Genomic DNA, 19185 nt, shown 5'->3' on the forward strand with positions numbered 1-19185 from the left:
TTTTCTATGTGACCCAGGGGAAGTGTCAGCGGAACCTGGGTTTCCGGCTACCCATCCATTAAATTTGTGGCTTCGAATATTCATCTTCTACAAATGAAGGATATTCTTGGCGATTTTTATATTCTTCACTTTGGTATATTTGAAAAAATTCAGAACCATCTAAAATCGCTTTAGCTTCAGAATTACGTAAAAGCGTAGAAATTGAGCGCCCATTCGATAATATTCCATTTAGTCTATCTATGAGCTGTTCTACTTGGGCGAATGGATTTGGATGTTCTTGCAGCAACTCAGGCAAATATTGAATTATTGCTTGGGCTATTTGCACATCAGTTAAATAAAAAATTAAGCGCGTGCCTGAAATCTGGGTAAAATTTTCTTTGGACTCCATGATTAAACGGAATAAAAACTCCGGATCTTTTTTCAAATGTGAGATAAGCCTTTGACTAAATCCCAGTTGTTCTCGATGAGCGATTAACTGCGAATGTAAACTCAGTTCTTGCTCAGTAGAGATTTTTTCTGACAGGGTATTTAACCAGAGAACAAAGTCGACGTCTTGATGAGGATTATGAAATGGGAGTCTTGATGAAGTTTTAGGACTGAGATAGGTGTCCCAATTAACAGGAGGCATCTGATGTTGCGCAGCCAAAAAATTCATTGCATTTTTTATGGGCTCAAAATTAATACCCCACTTTAAAAAGAGAGGCAAAGCGGCACCTAATGTATTTACCAATTCCTTGAACGTAGCTATTTCAGCGGGCTGATAATTTTCCAGCGCCTCTTTTAGCTTCTGGACCTCAGAATAGGTATATTTGCCACTTACTCTTGGTTTTACCCTATGAAAAACGGTTTTAACAGCCTCTATTAGAGAAGAAAAAGGGTCGTCCATAGATTCGTCCTCAACAGGAGTAGGCCCTTCTTTAAAAGTAGATTATAAAAAAAGAAAACGCCAAGTTTTTTACACATTGCCTCTAATGAAATTGCATTTTGCAAAAAAAGCGCTTTAAATCCGGGGGTTTTTAGGTGCAATGCAACATAAATTTTAAATTAATTTCCGAAAATCTATTGAGTTAGTGGTATTCTGGTGTCAGTGATTGTTTCGAGCAATTCTGATACAATAGACTTCTTCGGAAACTCTACTACAGAGGGGTATTTGCTTCGTCGATGCGATGTGCGAGCCTCATGTGACTTTGGGTATACTCGGTTCTGCGCTCCGCTTCCCCTCACATTTCTCTCAGTAGCGAGTTTCTAAAAAAGTCTAATAAGTTTGCAATTTTTCTTTATGTGGTGGGGATATGCCGTCTTTCAAAGTGAGCTGTGTGGTTACTATTGCCATCGTGTTATGGGCTTCAGCATTCGTTGGAATACGCATTGGATTAGCTGCCTATTCCCCAGGAGCACTTGCCCTTTTACGCTTTATGGTTGCTTCACTGTGTATGTTGATCATTTATTATTGCCTAGGCATTAAAAAACGGGTGGCTTGGAAAGATCGGCTTCAATTACTTCTTACTGGCATGGCTGGCATAGGAATTTATAATATTTGCCTGAATTATGGCGAACTGAGTGTTTCTGCCGGCATAGCCAGTTTTATTCTAGGGTTAATGCCGGTGTTAACGGTTATTTTATCGTTGATTTTTTTACAGGAGAAGCTGGCGCGCGGTGTTTGGGTTGGTATCATCATCAGTATTTTGGGACTGGCTTTATTAGCAATTGACAACAACGCGGAGCCTGGAATGCAACAGGGAATTTTGGCGATTTTAGTTTCTGCCTTAATGGGGGCGATTTTAACGATTATTCAAAAGCAATTCGTGAGAGTTTATCATCCTGTTGCGATTATCGCTTGGGTGATGTGGGGTGGAACTCTGTTGTTATCCATATTTCTGCCTGATATGTTGCAGCAAATTCAAATTGCGGATTTTCAAACTACCGCAGCTGTTATTTATATGGGTATTTTCCCCGCAGCACTTGCTTATTTGGCATGGGCTTATGCGTTGAAATATTTATCTGCTTCTAATGCGTCCATCATGCTCTATGCCCTCCCTATTGTATCGACATTAATGGGATTTCTTTTGCTAGATGAACAACCCTCATTGCTTTCTCTAATTGGATGCAGCATTACTCTGGTAGGGGCCTTTATTGCCAATCGCTTTCAAATGCGTTTTTCTTTTGCTCAAGAAAAGCAACTGTCTAATTGAATAGAATAGTCTGGATACAGCGAGCTGTACCCAGAAAACAACTCCCCCATGTCCCGTCCCCACGACTTGTTCGCGGGGTTGCCCGCGGGATCCAGAAAGATCTTTGCAAAACACTAAACCCTGCGGATAAGCCATGGGGCATAGGCATAGATGTGTACAAGAGACAGTTCGCTACAACCAGGTTAAAGTTTCTTCCTTATTCTCTGTGAAAAGAGAGAAACAGGGTTTATACTTTTGATTTTGATGTCATTTGTGAGAGTACTCATGGAATTGAGAATTGATAATACCCCGTTTAAAGCGTTATTTCAGCCTTTAGATTTAGGCTTCACTCAATTAAAAAATCGATTGTTAATGGGATCTATGCATACTGGCCTTGAAGAAGATAAGGACAGCCTAAATCGTTTGGCACAATTTTATCGAGAAAGAGCGCTTGGGGGAGTAGGATTAATCACAACAGGTGGTTTTGCACCCGATCGAGCGGGACGTTTGGCACCTTTTGCTGCCAAATTGACAAACAGTAAAGAGCAACACAAACATGAATTAATCACTCACACAGTACATGAAGCGGGTGGCAAAATTATTTTGCAAGCATTGCATGCCGGTCGTTATGGCTATCATCCGTTTATTGTTGCGCCCAGCGGCATTAAATCACCTATTAGTCCTTTTAAACCCTGGGTAATGAGTCAATATCGCATTAAAAAAACCATTAAACATTTTGCCCGGTGTGCTCGCCTTGCCCAATTAGCTGGCTATGATGGAGTCGAAATCATGGGCAGTGAAGGGTATTTAATTAACCAATTTATCGTGACGCATACCAATCAGCGCCAGGATGAATGGGGCGGCAGTTATACGAATCGTATTCGCTTTCCTATTGAGGTCGTTCGCAGTGTCCGTGAAGCAGTAGGTGAAAAATTTATTATCATTTTCCGCTTGTCGATGCTTGATTTGATTGCAGAAGGCAGCAATTGGGAAGAAGTGGTAATTCTGGCTAAAGCAATTGAAGAGGCCGGTGCGACATTGATTAATACGGGTATTGGTTGGCATGAAGCACGAATTCCAACGATTGCCACCATGGTTCCTGCCGCAGCATTTACTCATATAACCCAACATATGAAGCCCGAAGTCAAAATTCCGGTAATTACTTCAAATCGCATTAATACACCTGAATTGGCGAATCAATTAATTGAGTCAGGAGTTGCAGATATGGTCTCCATGGCGAGACCCTTTTTAGCAGATCCCTTATTTGCTGAAAAAGCCAAAAAAGGAGAAAGTGAAGCGATTAATGTGTGTATTGCCTGCAATCAGGCGTGTCTCGATCGAGTCTTCGTGAATAAAACAGCTTCCTGTTTAGTGAATCCGCGTGCATGCAACGAAACGGAACTGATTTATGAGGTGACACCGAAACCCAAATCTATTGCTGTAGTGGGCTCAGGGCCTGCCGGACTTGCTTTTGCTACAGTGGCGGCGGAACGTGGGCATAAAGTGACTTTATTTGAAAAAAGTGCTCAGCTCGGTGGACAGTTTAATCTGGCAAAAAGAATTCCAGGTAAGGAGATTTTTCAACATACTCTGGATTATTTTAATTACCAATTGCAGAAATTTAAGGTAACCATTCTTTTAAATACTGAAGCAACGCTAGAACAACTACAAGACTTCGATGAAATTGTTTTAGCCAGTGGAATTAAACCGCGCATTCCCAACATCAATGGCATCGATCACCCTAAAGTGGCGAGTTACATCGATGTGATTACTGGAAAAAAAGAAGTCGGTCAACGAGTAGCTATTATAGGTGCGGGTGGAATTGGTTTTGATGTGGCCGAATTTTTAACGCATGAGCATCCGGTTCCCAAGGAGCAGTTTTATAATGAGTGGGGGATTGATATCTATGGAAAATATCGTGGTGGCATTAAACCTCCTGAAATTACCCCTAGCCCTCGTGAGGTCTATTTATTACAACGTAAAAAAGAAAAAATGGGCAAACGTTTGGGTAAAACAACAGGATGGATTCATCGTTCAAGTTTGAAACATAAACAGGTTAAGATGATTTCCGGAGTGAATTATGATGCGATCGATGATGAAGGATTGCATGTACAAATCAATGAAAAAGCACAGGTGTTACCCGTAGATACAGTAGTGATTTGTGCAGGACAAATTGAATTGGCTGAATTGTTCACACCGTTGAAAGAAGCGGGAAAGAGTGTGCATTTAGTGGGTGGTGCATATAAAGCGCTGGAGCTTGATGCACGTCACGCAATTGATCAGGCATGTCGTTTGGCGGCTTTGATTTGAAATGCAGCTTCGATGTACCGAAGTAAAAATGTGGAGTCTGGCGGCAAGCAGCCGGGCTTCGGTTCTTTGCCACGTTCCGGATCCAGGGGCATTAACTTAATGGCAATGAGGTGAGAGACTGTAACCCAGAAAAAATCGTGTTATAATCATTGAATTCAATTATCGCTTTGGCTCTTAGAGCTTATACCTCAGTTAATGACTTCCCCTAATCATTTCATAAATATAGTGCATTATTCTGTTTATTTTGTTATTATACTGTTCAATTTTATATCACTTGGCCTTTTGTAGGTTATTTTTTAATCGATTAGGATTTTTATGTCTCAAGAAATCACAAGCTTTTCGTCCTTTAATTTTTCAGATGCTTTAAACAAAGCGCTAGAGGACATGAAGTTTACCACTCCTTCTCCCATCCAAGTTCAGACGATTCCTTTACTTCTGGAGGGGCGGGATGCAATTGCTCTAGCACAAACAGGAACAGGAAAAACGGCTGCTTTTGCTTTGCCTATATTGCAAAATTTATCCCCTAATGTGCAGAATACTCAAGCTTTAATTTTAGCCCCTACTCGTGAATTAGCAATTCAAGTTGCAGAGCAGTTTGAATTATTAAGCGCCAATCAACGTGGAACCACTGTTGCTGTTCTATGCGGCGGGCAAGATTACGGCCGTCAATTAAAACAATTAAGAGCAGGCGCTCAGGTAGTGGTGGGAACTCCAGGTCGTATTTTAGATCATATCGATAGACGTACTTTGCAATTAGATAATTTGCGTACATTCATTCTGGATGAAGCAGATGAAATGTTACGTATGGGCTTCATTGAAGATATTGAAACCATCATGGCCAAATTGCCAGAGAAGAAACAAATAGGTCTCTTTTCAGCAACCATGCCTCATCGTATACGCCAAATTGCCAATACATATCTGCATAATCCTGTTTCTATCGAAATACGTGCAGAAACAGCTACAGTAAAAAGTATTGAGCAACGCTTTTTATTTGCTTCGGGACATCAAAAGCCTGATGCATTATTACGTTTGTTGGCAGTAGAAGAATATCAGGGCGTTATCGTATTTGTGCGCACTAAAAGCAGCACGGAAGAAGTTGCAGAAGTATTGCAACAACAAGGACTGCGCGCTATGGCCATTCATGGCGATATCACCCAGGCATTACGTGAACGTATTATTGCCCAATTCAGACAAGGAGCAATTGATATCCTGGTCGCTACAGACGTTGCTGCGCGGGGCTTAGATGTGGAGCGGGTAACTCATGTAATTAACTATGATTTACCACATGATAATGAAACTTATGTGCATCGCATCGGTAGAACAGGTAGAGCAGGGCGCTCTGGAATAGCTATTTTATTTGTAACTCCTAAAGAAGCACGCTTGATTAGCAGCATTGAGCGACATACTCGTCAGCGTATTACCAAAGTACCTGTACCTAATGACCATATGATTCAAGTTGCACGACAACAACGTTTTGTGGCAAACATCACTGCACGTTTAGAACATGAAAACCTGCCTTCTTACAGAAGAATTATTGAAGAATACATTAAAGAAAATGACGTTTCTGCTTTGGATGTTGCTGCAACGCTTGCTTTATTATTAAATAAAGACTTACCTTGGCAAAAAGAGCAGGCTTTACCTAAATCACCACGCCCAACTAAAGAAGGCCGTGTTGAGCGTGGCGGCAAATTTGAGCGTTCTCGCGATGAGCGAAAGGGTTTTGCTGCAGACAAGAAAGGTTTCCGAGAAGGACGTAAAAAATTTAATGATGAATTTTCAGGACAAGATTTATTCCGCATCGATGTGGGTAAAATTCATGGAGTAAAACCAGGTAATATTGTCGGCGCCATTGCTAATGAAGCCGGTTTGCAAAGCAAATACATTACTGGTCTTAAAATTCATGAAGATCATTCAACGGTTCGCTTGCCGAAAGATATGCCTAAAGAAGTAATGAATGATTTAACTAAAGCATGGGTTTGTGGGCGTCAGTTAAAAATAACCTTGATTGGTAGCGCAGGGTAAGAAACTTGGGTAGGTTCTGTATAGTAGCCTGGGGGCAGCGCAGCGGAACCCGGGTTCCGCTGCGCCTGACGGCTATTAAAAATCTCTCCGTGACCTGTTCGGTTTCTACGCTTTGTAAGACAATAATGCTATTGTTGTAGCGGCTGCAGCCATTACAACCAGACCTGCTGTAACTGGAGTAAAAAACGCGTAGGGGTTTTCACTGTTTTCCATTTTGTTTTTAAGATCTGTTTTAATTCGTTTGATATTTTCTTTTACTGAATCAATTCTGATATTGGGGTTGGTATTTTCAGTGATTATGGATAGGTATTGATCCAGAAATGCTGTATTGGCAGCATTTATTTCCTGAGCCCGCTTATCACTTTCCGAATAAAATGATAAAGAGCTACGCGCAATTGCTTCAAATACGGAAGCACTCAAGCGGAGCTTGTCTTGTTCATTCCATTGTGCTGAGTCAGTTATTTTAGTATTGAGCTGATAGCGTGAATTAGGGGCCTTATTTTCAGTGTAATGCTGTATTGCTTCTTCTAACTCCAGATCATCGGAAAGAATTTCTTCTATGCATTCAAGACATTTGAGGATGAAATTTCGTTCAAAAGTCATTGCTTGAGCCTCCATGGCAAAAAAATACTAATATAAATATCTTTTAATTAAGGAGCAATCGAAAAAACTCACAAGCTGTTTTTTTGTCTATGAAATAAGCATAATTTTGACTTAGAGGGCTATTTTTATGGAGTTTGATTTTATTTAACTCATTGATAAATATATAAAAAAAATAAAAAATGGGTTTATGCAAAAAAATTGCTTATGAATGATCTTTCATACTATAATGCAAAGTGACTTTGTTTTTAAAATAACCAGATACACTCTTCAAAAATTCAGTGCAGTAGTCATTCGTGATAAGATGTCACTGCTTTTTTTAGGATTAGAACTTAAGGGTATTCATGAAACTGTTAGCAACTATAGGGGCATTTTTATTTTCTGGAATTGTTTGGGCTACACCTCTTCATAATATAGTTGTATTTGGTGATAGTTTGTCTGATAACGGTAATTTGTATAAATTTATGAAATACCAATTACCTCCATCTCCTCCTTACTTCGAAGGTCGCTTTTCAAATGGACCCGTGTGGATAGAACATGTAATTGCTTCTTACTTTCCTGAAAATCCTGATGTGCATTTATTAGATTATGCTTATGGCGGTGCTGGTGTGTCTGAGGAGGAAGGAGCTGATGATGTATTGTTTACTTTGAGGAGAGAAGTGAACAGCTATTTATTAGAGCATAATGACAAAGCGAGTGAAGACAGTCTTTTTGTTATATGGATAGGCTCAAATAACTATCTCGCATTTCCTGCAGAAATTGAACAAACACTTCACGATGTGCATGCAGGTATTGTGCATAGTATTGAGCGTTTGGTAGAAAAAGGTGCAAAACATATTTTAGTGGTCAACTTACCTGACTTAGGACGTACTCCTGCTGCAATTGAATTTGATTCAGTTGATACAATGACCTATTTTGCGAAGGAACATAACAATTTATTAAGTAAATCGATTGATGATTTTCGACAAGAACACCCGGATGTGGAATGGCTCTATTATGATCTGCACCAAGCTTTTGAAGAGGTCATGACGCACCCTGAAGATTATGGTTTTACCAATATAACAGGTACCTGCGTTAATTCTGTAGTTGAGGATGTAACAAAAACATCGGTCTTAAAAATGGTGACATCAGTTGAACCTAAAATAAACGCAGATGGATGTACCGGATATTTGTTTTTTGATTTAGTGCATCCAACGGCATTGGCGCATCAGATCCTCGGGAAAAGAGCCAAAGAAATGTTGGATCAAGCAGGTGTAGAACTGACGGATTAGAAGCACTATCCTTCAATGTAGCCTGGGTGCAGCGTAGCGGAACCCGGGACAGAGATGGTTAAATTTCCCGGGTTCCGCTACGCTGCACCCAGGCTACAGTTCATTTTTAATCAATTCAGGATCGTTTATTAGGATGATATGAAATATATTATAAGGACCGTTCTAATCTTTTTTTTCATATGCTCAGCTGCATTTGCAGACAAACTGGCGATCAAAGTTGATGGTAAAAACATCGACTTATCTTATTGGCCTGCGAAAAAAGAAAAATACGGAGCAGTTCTCTTAGTCAATGGTGGTGCACAAGTACAATCTTTTATATTGTTGGATAGTCTGGCAAATGAATTAGCTCAAAATGGATGGCAGGTTGTCTTGCTCAACAATGACAGCAGTACTACTGTACCCTGGATCAAACAATTTCCTGAGGTACTTGCCGTTTTACGCAAGCAAAAAAATATACGCGTGGTAATGGTGCATTATGGAGAGCAATTAAAACAAACATTTGATTATTTGGGAAATCCTCCTGTACCTGAAATTGAAGGCCTGATTCTCTTATCTGCTTACAATACTCCTCCGACTGCAGATAAAAAACTTGAATTACATATGCCTGTTTTTGATATTGTTGGTCAGTTTGATTATGATCTAATCAAGCAAGAAATGGCAGCAAGAAAAAAAGAATTTGGAACAAATAAAAACAATTACTTAGCTATAGAAATACCCGGTGCCCATCATGATTATGAATACAGCAGACAACTTCTTTTTTCATTTATCCATGGTTGGATGGTAAAACTCCCTAAACTTCAACCTAAATCGCCGCCGAGAATGTACTCTTATTTAGTTCCAATCGCTGCTTTTTTCCAAAATCAAGTGGCAGAAAACAAGAAGTCTGATGGGAGCGGTTATCTTGAGCAAGCTCCTGAACTTACTTAAGCCTCCTGGGTTCTACTGCCATGAATGGATTCCTGCCTTTGCAGGAATGGCAACATTTGCTTTTCTGCTTAGTGTGACGGCTATGGGATCTACTGCATCCGTGACCTTTTTGAAGTTTACCAGCCTTTACTGGTACAAATTAATTCATATGCTTTTACAATTTTCTGGGTTTTTTCATTTGCCATTTTAATCATCTCTTGAGGTAAGCCTTGGGCGATTAATTTATCTGGATGATTACGGCTCAACAAACGTCTATAGGCTTTTTTCACTTCTTGTTTGCTAGCATCTGATGTTACTTCCAAAAGCGCATAAGCATAGTCCAAGTTTGTTTTTGTGGGTTGATAATTGTATCTACTATAGGATGAATACGAGTGAGAGGACGAATAGGATTGTTCTGATTGTTGCTTGGCATCATTTTGTGGTTCTGATGAGTAATCTACGCCAAAATCTTCATAAAAGCGATATTGTTTGTGAAGTGGTGCGAAGTCCAGCTTGGAAAAGATTTTATCCAGTACTTTGATTTTTTTTGTATCCAGCCCATCAGCCTGGGCTGCTCGATATTGAATATCAATAAATAGCCTTAACAAATCGCGGTTATCTTCGCAGATTTTTTTTAAATTTTCGAGCGCACTATCTAAGTTAAACTGCGGTTGCTTGCCCTCATTAAAGAAATGTTTTGCCAATGTCTTTTGTTCGCTGCTTAAACGCATTTCATCCATGAATAAACGTGCCATATTCAGTTCTTGTTCACTGACGCGACCATCGGCTTTAGCTAAATGTCCCATAATGGAAAAGGTAGCTTCAAAAAAAGCTTTTTGGATTGCTTTACGTTTTTCAGCGTAATATATCCAATGAGGATTAGAAAAATAAGTATATAAACCACGATCAAAAAAATTACCTACTAAGAGGCCAAAAATTGCCCCGATAGGACCATCGATTAAATAACCAAAGAATGCGCCAATAATCTTTCCCCACCAAGTGGATACAATGAAGAATTCCCGAAAAGACATTACAAAGGATCCCTTAAATTAAGTCATTAAATTTGATTTTATCGCTTATACCACATTTTAAGTATATACTGTCGTTTTTTGGGTTTGGTTTTATATGCGATTTTTTTACTCTTTTTTAATGTATTTGCTGGCTCCTTTTTTACTTATTCGTTTGTGGTGGAAAGGCAGAAGCTTACCTGCATATAGGGAGCGCATATCCGAACGTTTTTTTCTTGGTAAACATGAGTATAAACCTTTTGACGTATGGATTCACGCTGTATCTTTAGGCGAGGTGATTGCGGCTATCCCGCTCATTGATGCCATGTTGGAAAAAAACTGGTCTTTATTGGTTACTACCATGACTCCAACGGGTTCTGAGCGAGTGCAAGCGCGTTTTGGTAACAAAGTGGCTCATCAATACCTTCCCTATGACCTTCCCGGCATACTTAAACGCTTCTTTAAACAAATTCGGCCGCGTGTGGGTATCATCATGGAAACTGAATTATGGCCGAATTTAATTTATCAGGCCAGGGCGGCAAAAGTCCCTTTATTGCTCGCCAATGCACGGATCTCTGATGATTCTTTGAATGGGTATAAAAAGATTAAATTTTTAATGAAACCGATTCTGAATCAATTTTCTGCTATTTTAGCGCAGGGAGAAGAAGACGCGCGACGTTATATCACCTTAGGGGCAAGAAAAGAGATAGTACATGTTTTAGGGAATATAAAATTTGATTTGCAGACTAATACTATAGACAGCAAGCGTTTTAGTGATTTAAAAAGCCATTGGGGAAGCGAACGTGTAGCAGTTATTGCAGCAAGCACTCATGAGAATGAGGAGGCACAGATTTTATCTCATTTAAAACGGTTGCAACAAGCGATTCCTGGCGTTGTCTTATTAATTGCCCCCCGCCATCCTGAACGATTCCAAGCGGTTTATCAATTATGTATGCAATCAGGATTTAAGACCGGATTACGCTCTAATTTAAATACCTTAAACCCTGAAAATGAGATTGTGGTATTAGACAGTCTGGGTGAGCTCTTAGGGTTATATCAGATTAGTGATTATGCTTTTGTAGGAGGGAGCTTGGTTCCAGTAGGTGGACATAATGTCTTAGAGCCAATTGCAATGAATGTTCCCGTGTTAAGTGGAAGCCTGGTTCATAATTTTAAAGCCATTTGCAATGATTTACAGGCCGCTCAGGGTATTTTATTGGTACGCCAGGCAAATGAACTAATCGATGGAATTATTAAATTGCACTCTGACTCGAAGTTTCGTCAGCAGATGATTCAAAATGCTGCTGCTGTTTTTGAAAAAAATAAAGGGTCTGTTGTGCGCCATTTACAACAAATTGAAGCGGTGATTTAGGATATTTATACCACCGCCACTTTATATTACTTCTACTATTTACCGCCCTTTATGTTGTGCGGTGCTCCCATATTCTGTCATCCCTGCGTAGGCAGGGCTCTATTTACAATATATATCTAAGCTAGCCAGGATATTCCATTGATCCAATGTCGCCATGCTTGCTTTATCGCGTATGGAAAAGCAAATAAAAAATGAAAACAATGGAAAGTTAACTTAACTTAATTGAATCAAATAATCTTAGTTTGAACTATGGATTATTTTGAGAGATGGATCCCTGCCTACGCAGGGATGATAGCCTTTTAGATATTACTAAAATTTTTACTAGGAACCTTGATTTTGTTTTTCTTTAATCTCGGACAAAGTCTTACAATCAATACACAAAGTTGCAGTAGGTCTTGCTTCCAAACGCTTAAGGCCGATTTCGATACCACAAGCTTCGCAATAGCCGAAATCTTCGTTACGCAAACGTTCTAAAGCATCCTCAATTTTCTTAATGAGTTTCCTCTCACGATCACGAGTACGTAATTCAATACTGAATTCTGCCTCTTGACTGGCTCTATCTGAGGGATCAGGAAAATTAGCCGCTTCATCTTTCATGTGCGTCACAGTTCGGTCGACTTCTTCCATCAATGATTGACGCCAAGCTAGCAATATTTTTTCAATATGTGCTAACTGCTTTTCATTCATATATTCTTCCCCTGGGGCTTCCTTGTAAGGGGTAATTCCCATGCTACCTATTGCGTCGTTTTTCACGTTGTGTCGTCTCTCATTGGTTTTATCGATTAATTGTTCGGTCATTTTAGCCTCCGTTCCCAACTCGTGTACAACCTGGGTTTACAGAAAGCGGTTAGGTATACCAAAAAACTATTGTATCATCAATAAAATTATCGCCAACCCCCACTTACTCTGTCATTTCCCTGAATGTCTTGCCAACATTGTACGTTTTTATACTGTAACTTATTAAGTATAGTCTGTACTTTTAATTTTTGATCATAACCATGTTCTAGCAAGAGCAGGCCACCAGGTAGAAGGTACTCATGACCTTGTTTAATAATACATTGTAGATCAGCTAAGCCGTCTTGACTACTCACTAAAGCATTTCGTGGTTCAAAACGCAAGTCACCTTGTTGTAAATGAGGATCATATTCTGCAATGTAAGGCGGATTAGCAATAAGAGCATGGTATTGCTGCTGAGGAATGTTATTAAACCAATTGGATTGATAAAAGCTTACATTCTTTATCATATGATTTTGCGCGTTTTCCTGGGCAATATCTAAGGCTTCTTGGCTGATATCCCCAGCAATAATGTGCCACTGCGGTCTTTCTTTAGCAAGCGCTAAGGCGATGGCTCCGCTTCCTGTGCCTAATTCCAGTATGTACCTGTCCGGTTGATTGGGGATAAGTTCCAGGGCTAACTCAACGATTCGTTCTGTTTCATGGCGTGGAATTAAAGTATGCTCATTGACTTTTAAATTGAGTGACCAGAATTCACGCTCACCGATGAGGTAGGCAATTGGGATCCCTTGGGCTCTTCGCGACATTAAATTTTGAAAGGTTTCCCATTGTTTTGAAGTTAATAACGCTTCAGGATGGGCGAAGAGATAAGCCCTTGTTTTGTTTAAAATGTGGCAGAGTAAAATTTCTGTTTCCAGATCTGGTTTTTTTCCCAAAGCGTTACGAATACTAATCATGTCGTCCTAGCTCTGCGAGCAGCTCTGCATGGTATTCACGTTTTAAGGGTTCAATGACCAAGGCCAAATTGCCTTCCATCACATCACTAAGTTGATAGATCGTCAAATTAATCCGATGATCTGTTAGTCGCCCTTGCGGGTAGTTATAAGTACGAATTCGCTCAGAGCGATCACCAGAACCTACCAACGACTTACGCGTTTGAGCTTGTTCTTTTTTCTGTTTGCTCTGTTCTGCATCCAGCAAGCGTGTTTTAAGTAACGACATGGCTTTGGCGCGGTTTTTATGTTGTGAACGTTCATCTTGGCATTCTACTACAACACCAGTTGGAATATGCGTGATGCGTATGGCTGAATCTGTTTTATTAACATGCTGCCCTCCAGCGCCTGAAGAACGGTAGGTATCGATTCGCAAATCATCTGGATTAATTTGAATGTCATCAATTTCATCCACTTCAGGCATAATTGCTACGGTACATGCAGAGGTATGGACACGTCCTTGGGATTCAGTCTCAGGAACACGTTGTACACGATGGGCACCGGATTCGAATTTAAGTTGTGAATAGACCGCGTTACCGCTAATACGCACGATAATTTCTTTATAACCGCCATGTTCACCATGGCTTGCACTAATTAACTCTTGTTGCCAACCTTGATCTTCTGCATATCGACTGTACATGCGATATAGATCTCCGGCAAAAATTGCGGCTTCATCACCACCGGTTCCTGCTCTGACTTCGAGGTAAACATTACGTTCATCATCCGGATCTTTGGGAATTAAATGCCATTGTAATTGCTCATCGAGTTCTTCCACTTGTTTTTGAGCACTTTCCAATTCCTCTGCAGCCATTGATGCCAACTCTTCATCCTCACCTTCGAGTAATTCTTGCAGAGAAGAGAAATTGTTTTTGGCCTCAATGTAGGTTTCATAACATGTTGCAACAGGTTCCAGTTGTGCATATTCTTTGGAAAGTGTTTTAAACTGGTTTTGATCTGCAATAATTGATGCTTCAGATAACAAGCGGCCTACTTCCTGATATCGCTCAAGCATTTGCTGCAATTTGAGTTCAAGAGATTTCTTCATAAGATGATTGATGTGTTGTTGTATTAAAAAGATATTGTGCCAAGGTAAATAAATCTTCTCGGCCATCTTTAGCTATTTGCCTTAAACCAGCGGTGGGATTATGTGTGAGTTTATTAACCAGGCGTTCACTAAATTCATTTAAAACGATTTGCTGACATTGTCCAGCAGAAAGTTTTTTCAAGGCACGTTGCAATTCTTTTTGTGCCAAGTCTTGCATTTGGCTGCGGTAATCGCAAATGACTTTCTTCGCTTTAAGCGAGCGATGCTTGCGAATGTATTTATTCAGTTCCTCATCGATTAATTGTTCTGCATGTAATGCGGCATGGCGTCTTTCTTCCATCCCTTTATCGATCATGGTTTGCAAATCATCAATGTTATAAAGATATATTTCTCCCAGTTCCTTGATGTTTTCTTCTACATCTCGAGGAACAGATAAATCCAAAAAGAACATTGGCTTATACTGTCTTTGATTTAATGCCTGTTCGACCAGACTTTTATTAATAAAATGGACAGGACAATTTGTAGCAGAAACGATGACGTCTGCTTGCGGTAAATATTCAGCAATGTCTGTAATTGGAATGGTTTGCCCATTGAATGAATTGGCAAGCTTTTCTGCATTTTCTAGTGTTCTGCTTGCTATCATAAAACGTTCAACACCTTGCTGGTGCAAATATTTTGCAACTAAAGAAGCGGTTTCACCAGAACCAATCAGAAAAACATTTAACGATTTATAGTCTGTAAAAAGTTGGCCTATTAATTGGGCTGCTGCATAGGCAACGGAAACGGGATTCGTACCGACACCACTTTGAGTGCGTATCCGCTTTGACGCACTAAAAACATATTCAAAAATTGGACGTAGTTCTGTTTTTATTGCACCAAGGTTGCACGCATGTTGGTACGCTTGTTTCATTTGCCCAAGAATTTGAGGCTCGCCAATCATCATGGAATCTAAACCGCTGGCAACACGTAAAAGATGTTTGATTCCCTGGTTTCCTTTATGCACGTAAAAAAATGGGGATAAGGAATCCAATGGGAGTTGATGTTCTTTAGTAAGCCAATGTGCGATGACCTGAGCATCTTGAGTATCACAGTAAATTTCTGTGCGATTACAGGTAGATAATATAGCAGCTTCATTCACTTCCGGTAGATTTAACAGGCTATGGAGCAAGGAATCTTGGGTAGCCGGAGATAAGGCGACTTTTTCACGCACGTTTATTGGAGCAGTTTTATGATTTAATCCGCAAGCAACAAACACCATAAAATATATATTATTTGAATATGAATTATTGAGTTAATCGTGGGATTGTAAACGATTAGTCATTAAATTTGTAGTGTAAGCAGTTTTATTTCTTTATTCTGATTCAAGAAAAATGATTCTGTAATCTATATGAGGGCGCAATGGAATCTAAGTTTATCACGGTGCAACACCCCAGACTGCAAAAAAACAATTGTAAAATTAAAGTACATTTTTATTTGGCCGCTAACAATAGTAGAGGGTTTTATACAAAAATCCCAAGTTATGGGGAGATCATCATGGATATCATCCTGCAAGGTGAGCATAGTGGCGAAGAAGCAGCACAAAGTTTGGCGCGTGTATTGGAATTATTTAAAGAACGGTATCATATCGCTGGATTTCGAGAAATTCATTTAACCGTGACGTTAATTGACGAACAAGGCGATGATGTCGAGTTAGTTGATAGTGAATCGAATCAGGCATATCGTGTTTTTGAGGTTTATCGTCAAGGTTATGAGTTAAATGGCAAAAAAGGAACGCCCGTACTACAATTAATTGTTGATAACACACGCCCGCGGTGAAGGAGTAGCTTATGTTTTTGGCAATTATCGCCATAATCCTTACATTAATTTTGGTAGTAGGAATCCATGAAGGTGGGCATGCAATTGCAGCGCGCATTTTTGCAGTAAAAATCAAAAAAGTTTCTATAGGTTTTGGCAAACCGCTGTTGCGCTGGCAAAGCCGAAGCGGTTGTGAATGGGTATGGGCATTTTTTCCTTTGGGAGGGTATGTCCAACTAGAAAATACACGAATTAGTCCAGTAAAGCCTGCACAACAGTCCGGATGTTTTGATAAAAAACCTGTCTGGCAGCGCATTTTAATTTTATTAGCCGGAGCTGCCGCAAATCTGATTACCGCTTGGTTTGCTTTGGTTCTTGTATATTGCGTAGGACTGACTTATACATTACCCGAAATTAAAGAGGTGCTTCCTAATAGTGCTGCATCCCAAGCAGGAATGCATCCTGGTGATCAATTCAAGTCTATTGATAATTCTACCACTTCGACTTGGAGCGATGTGGGAATGCGCTTAGTTATTCTTTGGGGGAAGAAGGATATTCCAGTGACGCTTATTCAAGCGGATGGCAAAGAGTCAAAAGCAACGCTTGATTTAAGCCATGAGCAATTTCATGGGGTAAGAGGATCTTTATTAACACAACTGGGAATTAAACCCAATACAGCTGCAGCAAAAAGCGTATTGCAAGCTTCATCTTTTATGGATGCAATCCAGAAAACGAATGAATTTATGGTCAACATGGTTTATTTTTTTCTGATGATATTGAAACAATTATTTACTGGGGTAATCCCTTTTTCAGTATTGTTAGGTCCTATAGGTATTTTTGCGGCCTCCGTGGCTTCGCTGACACAAGGAGTGGTTGTTTTTCTATTTTTTATAGCCACCTTAAGCCTGGCCGTTGCCGTGATTAACCTGTTTCCCATTCCTGGATTGGATGGAGGTTCCATTGTTTATGCAATTATTGAAAAAGTCCGCGGCAAAGCAGTATCTGTACCCATGGAGCTTTTGTTGCATCGACTGGTCGTTATTGCATTTTGCGTGTTATTAGTCCACTTATTAATGAATGATTTGCAACGAATCTAGGGGCCTGTTTCTATTTCTACTATCTTGGCCAAACTGTCCTGATTTTCTGCGTTCCGATGCTCACATACTCTTGTATGCTGCGCTTCGATACTCAAAAATCAGGCCATTTTAGCTCAAGCTAGCGAAATAGAAACAGGCGCAGTGTCTAGGTGCAGAGCAGGTTACAATTTAGTTACAGCTCGTGCACAACACCATACATCCACCTTTTTCACTCCCGATTTTTTTAAAGTAAATGCCAGCTCATTGGCTGTGCTGCCGGTAGTTAAGAGATCATCAACAATTGCTACATGGTGCCAGGGAATTTTTTTGACCTTAAATGCACGACGTAAATTTTTTTGTCTTTGTTCGCCGTCAAGACTTGCTTGGGGCTCAGTATTAATGATTTTTTTGCAACTGGTTAAGTCACAAGGCAATTGTAATTTTTTAGCTAACAAACGAGCTAAAACTGCTGCTTGATTAAATCCGCGTAATTTAATTCGTTGCGGATGCATAGGAACGGGAATTAAACATTGAGGCATGTTTTCATTTTTTGGTAGTGAGTGACTCATTAATTCACTTAAAAAGGAGCCTAGATAAAGGCCATTGTGGTATTTAAATTGATGCAAAAGACCACGTAAAGGCTCTTCAAAGACGTAATGAATAAGTGCCCGATCGAAATAAGGTGTTTTTTTAATACAGCGTCCGCAGCTCAATAGATAAGTATCGGGTAAGGGATATGCGCAGTAGCGGCATGCAGGACCTAAACGAGTCATGAACTCAATACATGGGGTGCATATTGCCATTTTGCCGTTATGAAACTGATTACATAAAACACATATTGAGTACAAGCGTAAACTTTGTGTTAAACTCCATATTTTCTGGCGCACGAGTGTTGGATTCCTTTAATTTTTCCTGGTTTTATAATGGCTGTTATCTACGAAATTAGCAAGGCATTTAATCAACATGCCACTGAATATGAACTTGCTGCCAAAGTACAACAAGAAATTGGGGTGCGGTTATTAGATCGATTGCAGTATTTGAGCATTAAGCCACAACGTATTCTTGATCTTGGGTGCGGGCCAGGTTTTTTTTCTTATGAGTTAACGCAGGTGTATCCAAAGGCACAAGTTGTTGGTTTGGATTTGGCGCAGTTCATGTTGATTCAGGCACAAAAAAAGCAAAGCTGGCGACGGAAGTGGCCTTTAGTGGCTGCAGATATGCGGCAAATGCCTTTTGCTACAGGTACGTTTGATTTAATTTTTGCCAATCAAGTGATTCATTGGGGTGGTCCTTTAACGCCAGTTTTTCGTGAGTTGAATCGTGTCATGAACACAAATGGTTGTTTGATGTTTACTACTTTGGGCCCTGATACCTTTAAAGAATTAAAGCATGCGTGGTCCGGGGTAAATCATTATGCTCATGTGAACGAATTTGCTGACATGCATGATATTGGTGATTGCTTGATGTCAGAGCATTTTTTAGAGCCAGTAATGGATATGGAATTGTTGGCCGTGCATTATGAAACGCTACCTAAGTTATTACATGCTTTAAAAGCCCAAGGCGTAAAAAATATTAATCCGCAAAGAAACCAAGGCTTAACTGGGAAAATGGCTTGGCGACAATTTGAACAAAACTACTCTGTTCTGCAAACCGAGAAGGGGAAATATCCGTTGACGTATGAAGTCGTTTATGGGCATGCATGGAAAGGTGAGCAACGAAAAACAGCGCTGGGGATAGAAACCATGATTCCCGTTTCACAGATAGTCCGGCGCTAACTCGCAAATAATCACAGAGTCACTTACTCCGTATATTGTAGCCTGGGTGCAGCGCAGCGAAACCCGGGTTCCACTACGCTGCACCCAGGCTACAATGTTGTCTTGAATT

General features: G+C 40.0%; 17 protein-coding genes. 9 read left to right on the forward strand and 8 right to left on the reverse strand.

The window, feature by feature from the left end; all coding sequences use genetic code 11:
• Positions 1–58 precede the first annotated feature (58 nt).
• Positions 59–886: a hypothetical protein gene (locus tag A8O27_RS13145; protein WP_058460853.1), complete on the reverse strand. Its 828-nt coding sequence runs from the start codon at positions 884–886 to the stop codon at positions 59–61.
• 406 nt (positions 887–1292) lie between these two features.
• On the opposite strand from A8O27_RS13145, the gene A8O27_RS13150 reads away from it, so the two are divergent.
• The 3 genes from A8O27_RS13150 to A8O27_RS13160 all read left to right on the forward strand — a co-directional run bounded on the left by A8O27_RS13150 (position 1293) and on the right by A8O27_RS13160 (position 6503).
• The gene (locus A8O27_RS13150) at positions 1293–2192 is read left to right on the forward strand and encodes a DMT family transporter (protein ID WP_058460852.1); all 900 of its coding nucleotides are present in this window, start codon (positions 1293–1295) and stop codon (positions 2190–2192) included.
• Positions 2193–2456: 264 nt separating this feature from the next.
• Positions 2457–4481: an NADPH-dependent 2,4-dienoyl-CoA reductase gene (locus tag A8O27_RS13155; RefSeq protein WP_058460851.1), complete on the forward strand. Its 2025-nt coding sequence runs from the start codon at positions 2457–2459 to the stop codon at positions 4479–4481.
• Positions 4482–4796: 315 nt separating this feature from the next.
• Positions 4797–6503, forward strand: a complete 1707-nt coding sequence (locus A8O27_RS13160) for a DEAD/DEAH box helicase (RefSeq protein ID WP_058460850.1) — start codon at positions 4797–4799, stop codon at positions 6501–6503.
• 105 nt (positions 6504–6608) lie between these two features.
• Here A8O27_RS13160 and A8O27_RS13165 read toward each other — a convergent pair whose 3' ends face one another.
• Entirely contained in the window at positions 6609–7106 is a 498-nt protein-coding gene (locus A8O27_RS13165) for a hypothetical protein (RefSeq protein ID WP_058460849.1), read from the reverse strand.
• 341 nt (positions 7107–7447) lie between these two features.
• Here A8O27_RS13165 and plaA point away from each other — a divergent pair, with 341 nt between their 5' ends.
• A complete protein-coding gene (gene plaA, locus A8O27_RS13170) occupies positions 7448–8374 on the forward strand; it encodes a GDSL family lysophospholipase PlaA (protein WP_058460848.1) in 927 nt (308 codons plus the stop codon).
• A gap of 138 nt (positions 8375–8512) precedes the next feature.
• On the forward strand, positions 8513–9301 hold the full coding sequence (locus A8O27_RS13175) for an alpha/beta fold hydrolase (protein ID WP_058460847.1): 789 nt from the start codon (positions 8513–8515) through the stop codon (positions 9299–9301).
• A 116-nt stretch (positions 9302–9417) separates the two neighbouring features.
• Here the strand turns inward: A8O27_RS13175 and djlA are convergent, their stop codons facing one another.
• The gene (gene djlA / locus A8O27_RS13180) at positions 9418–10311 is read right to left on the reverse strand and encodes a co-chaperone DjlA (protein ID WP_058460846.1); all 894 of its coding nucleotides are present in this window, start codon (positions 10309–10311) and stop codon (positions 9418–9420) included.
• 94 nt (positions 10312–10405) lie between these two features.
• Between djlA and waaA the strand changes: the two genes are divergently transcribed.
• Positions 10406–11659 carry a lipid IV(A) 3-deoxy-D-manno-octulosonic acid transferase gene (waaA, locus tag A8O27_RS13185; protein WP_058460845.1) on the forward strand — a complete coding sequence of 418 codons (1254 nt, stop codon included), beginning with the start codon at positions 10406–10408 and terminating at the stop codon, positions 11657–11659.
• Between the two features lie 321 nt (positions 11660–11980).
• On the opposite strand, the gene dksA is transcribed toward waaA, so the two are convergent.
• From dksA to hemA, 4 genes are all read right to left on the reverse strand, one after another.
• A complete protein-coding gene (gene dksA, locus A8O27_RS13190; protein WP_064115100.1) occupies positions 11981–12457 on the reverse strand; it encodes an RNA polymerase-binding protein DksA in 477 nt (158 codons plus the stop codon).
• A gap of 86 nt (positions 12458–12543) precedes the next feature.
• Positions 12544–13350, reverse strand: coding sequence for a peptide chain release factor N(5)-glutamine methyltransferase (gene prmC / locus A8O27_RS13195; RefSeq protein WP_058460844.1), 807 nt, complete (start codon positions 13348–13350; stop codon positions 12544–12546).
• Entirely contained in the window at positions 13343–14431 is a 1089-nt protein-coding gene (prfA, locus tag A8O27_RS13200) for a peptide chain release factor 1 (RefSeq protein ID WP_058460873.1), read from the reverse strand. Before prfA ends, prmC begins: the two co-directional genes overlap by 8 nt.
• Positions 14415–15689, reverse strand: coding sequence for a glutamyl-tRNA reductase (gene hemA, locus A8O27_RS13205; protein ID WP_058460843.1), 1275 nt, complete (start codon positions 15687–15689; stop codon positions 14415–14417). Before hemA ends, prfA begins: the two co-directional genes overlap by 17 nt.
• A 275-nt stretch (positions 15690–15964) precedes the next feature.
• Between hemA and A8O27_RS13210 the strand changes: the two genes are divergently transcribed.
• Both A8O27_RS13210 and A8O27_RS13215 read left to right on the forward strand, forming a co-directional pair.
• Positions 15965–16246, forward strand: a complete 282-nt coding sequence (locus A8O27_RS13210) for a hypothetical protein (RefSeq protein ID WP_058460872.1) — start codon at positions 15965–15967, stop codon at positions 16244–16246.
• Between the two features lie 11 nt (positions 16247–16257).
• A complete protein-coding gene (locus tag A8O27_RS13215; protein ID WP_058460842.1) occupies positions 16258–17322 on the forward strand; it encodes a M50 family metallopeptidase in 1065 nt (354 codons plus the stop codon).
• Positions 17323–17483: 161 nt separating this feature from the next.
• Here the strand turns inward: A8O27_RS13215 and A8O27_RS13220 are convergent, their stop codons facing one another.
• Entirely contained in the window at positions 17484–18074 is a 591-nt protein-coding gene (locus A8O27_RS13220; protein WP_058460841.1) for a ComF family protein, read from the reverse strand.
• A gap of 150 nt (positions 18075–18224) precedes the next feature.
• On the opposite strand from A8O27_RS13220, the gene bioC reads away from it, so the two are divergent.
• On the forward strand, positions 18225–19076 hold the full coding sequence (gene bioC / locus A8O27_RS13225) for a malonyl-ACP O-methyltransferase BioC (RefSeq protein ID WP_058460840.1): 852 nt from the start codon (positions 18225–18227) through the stop codon (positions 19074–19076).
• Positions 19077–19185 lie beyond the last annotated feature (109 nt).

The sequence above is a fragment of the Legionella bozemanae genome, assembly GCF_001648595.1.
GTDB classification, from domain to species: domain Bacteria; phylum Pseudomonadota; class Gammaproteobacteria; order Legionellales; family Legionellaceae; genus Legionella; species Legionella bozemanae.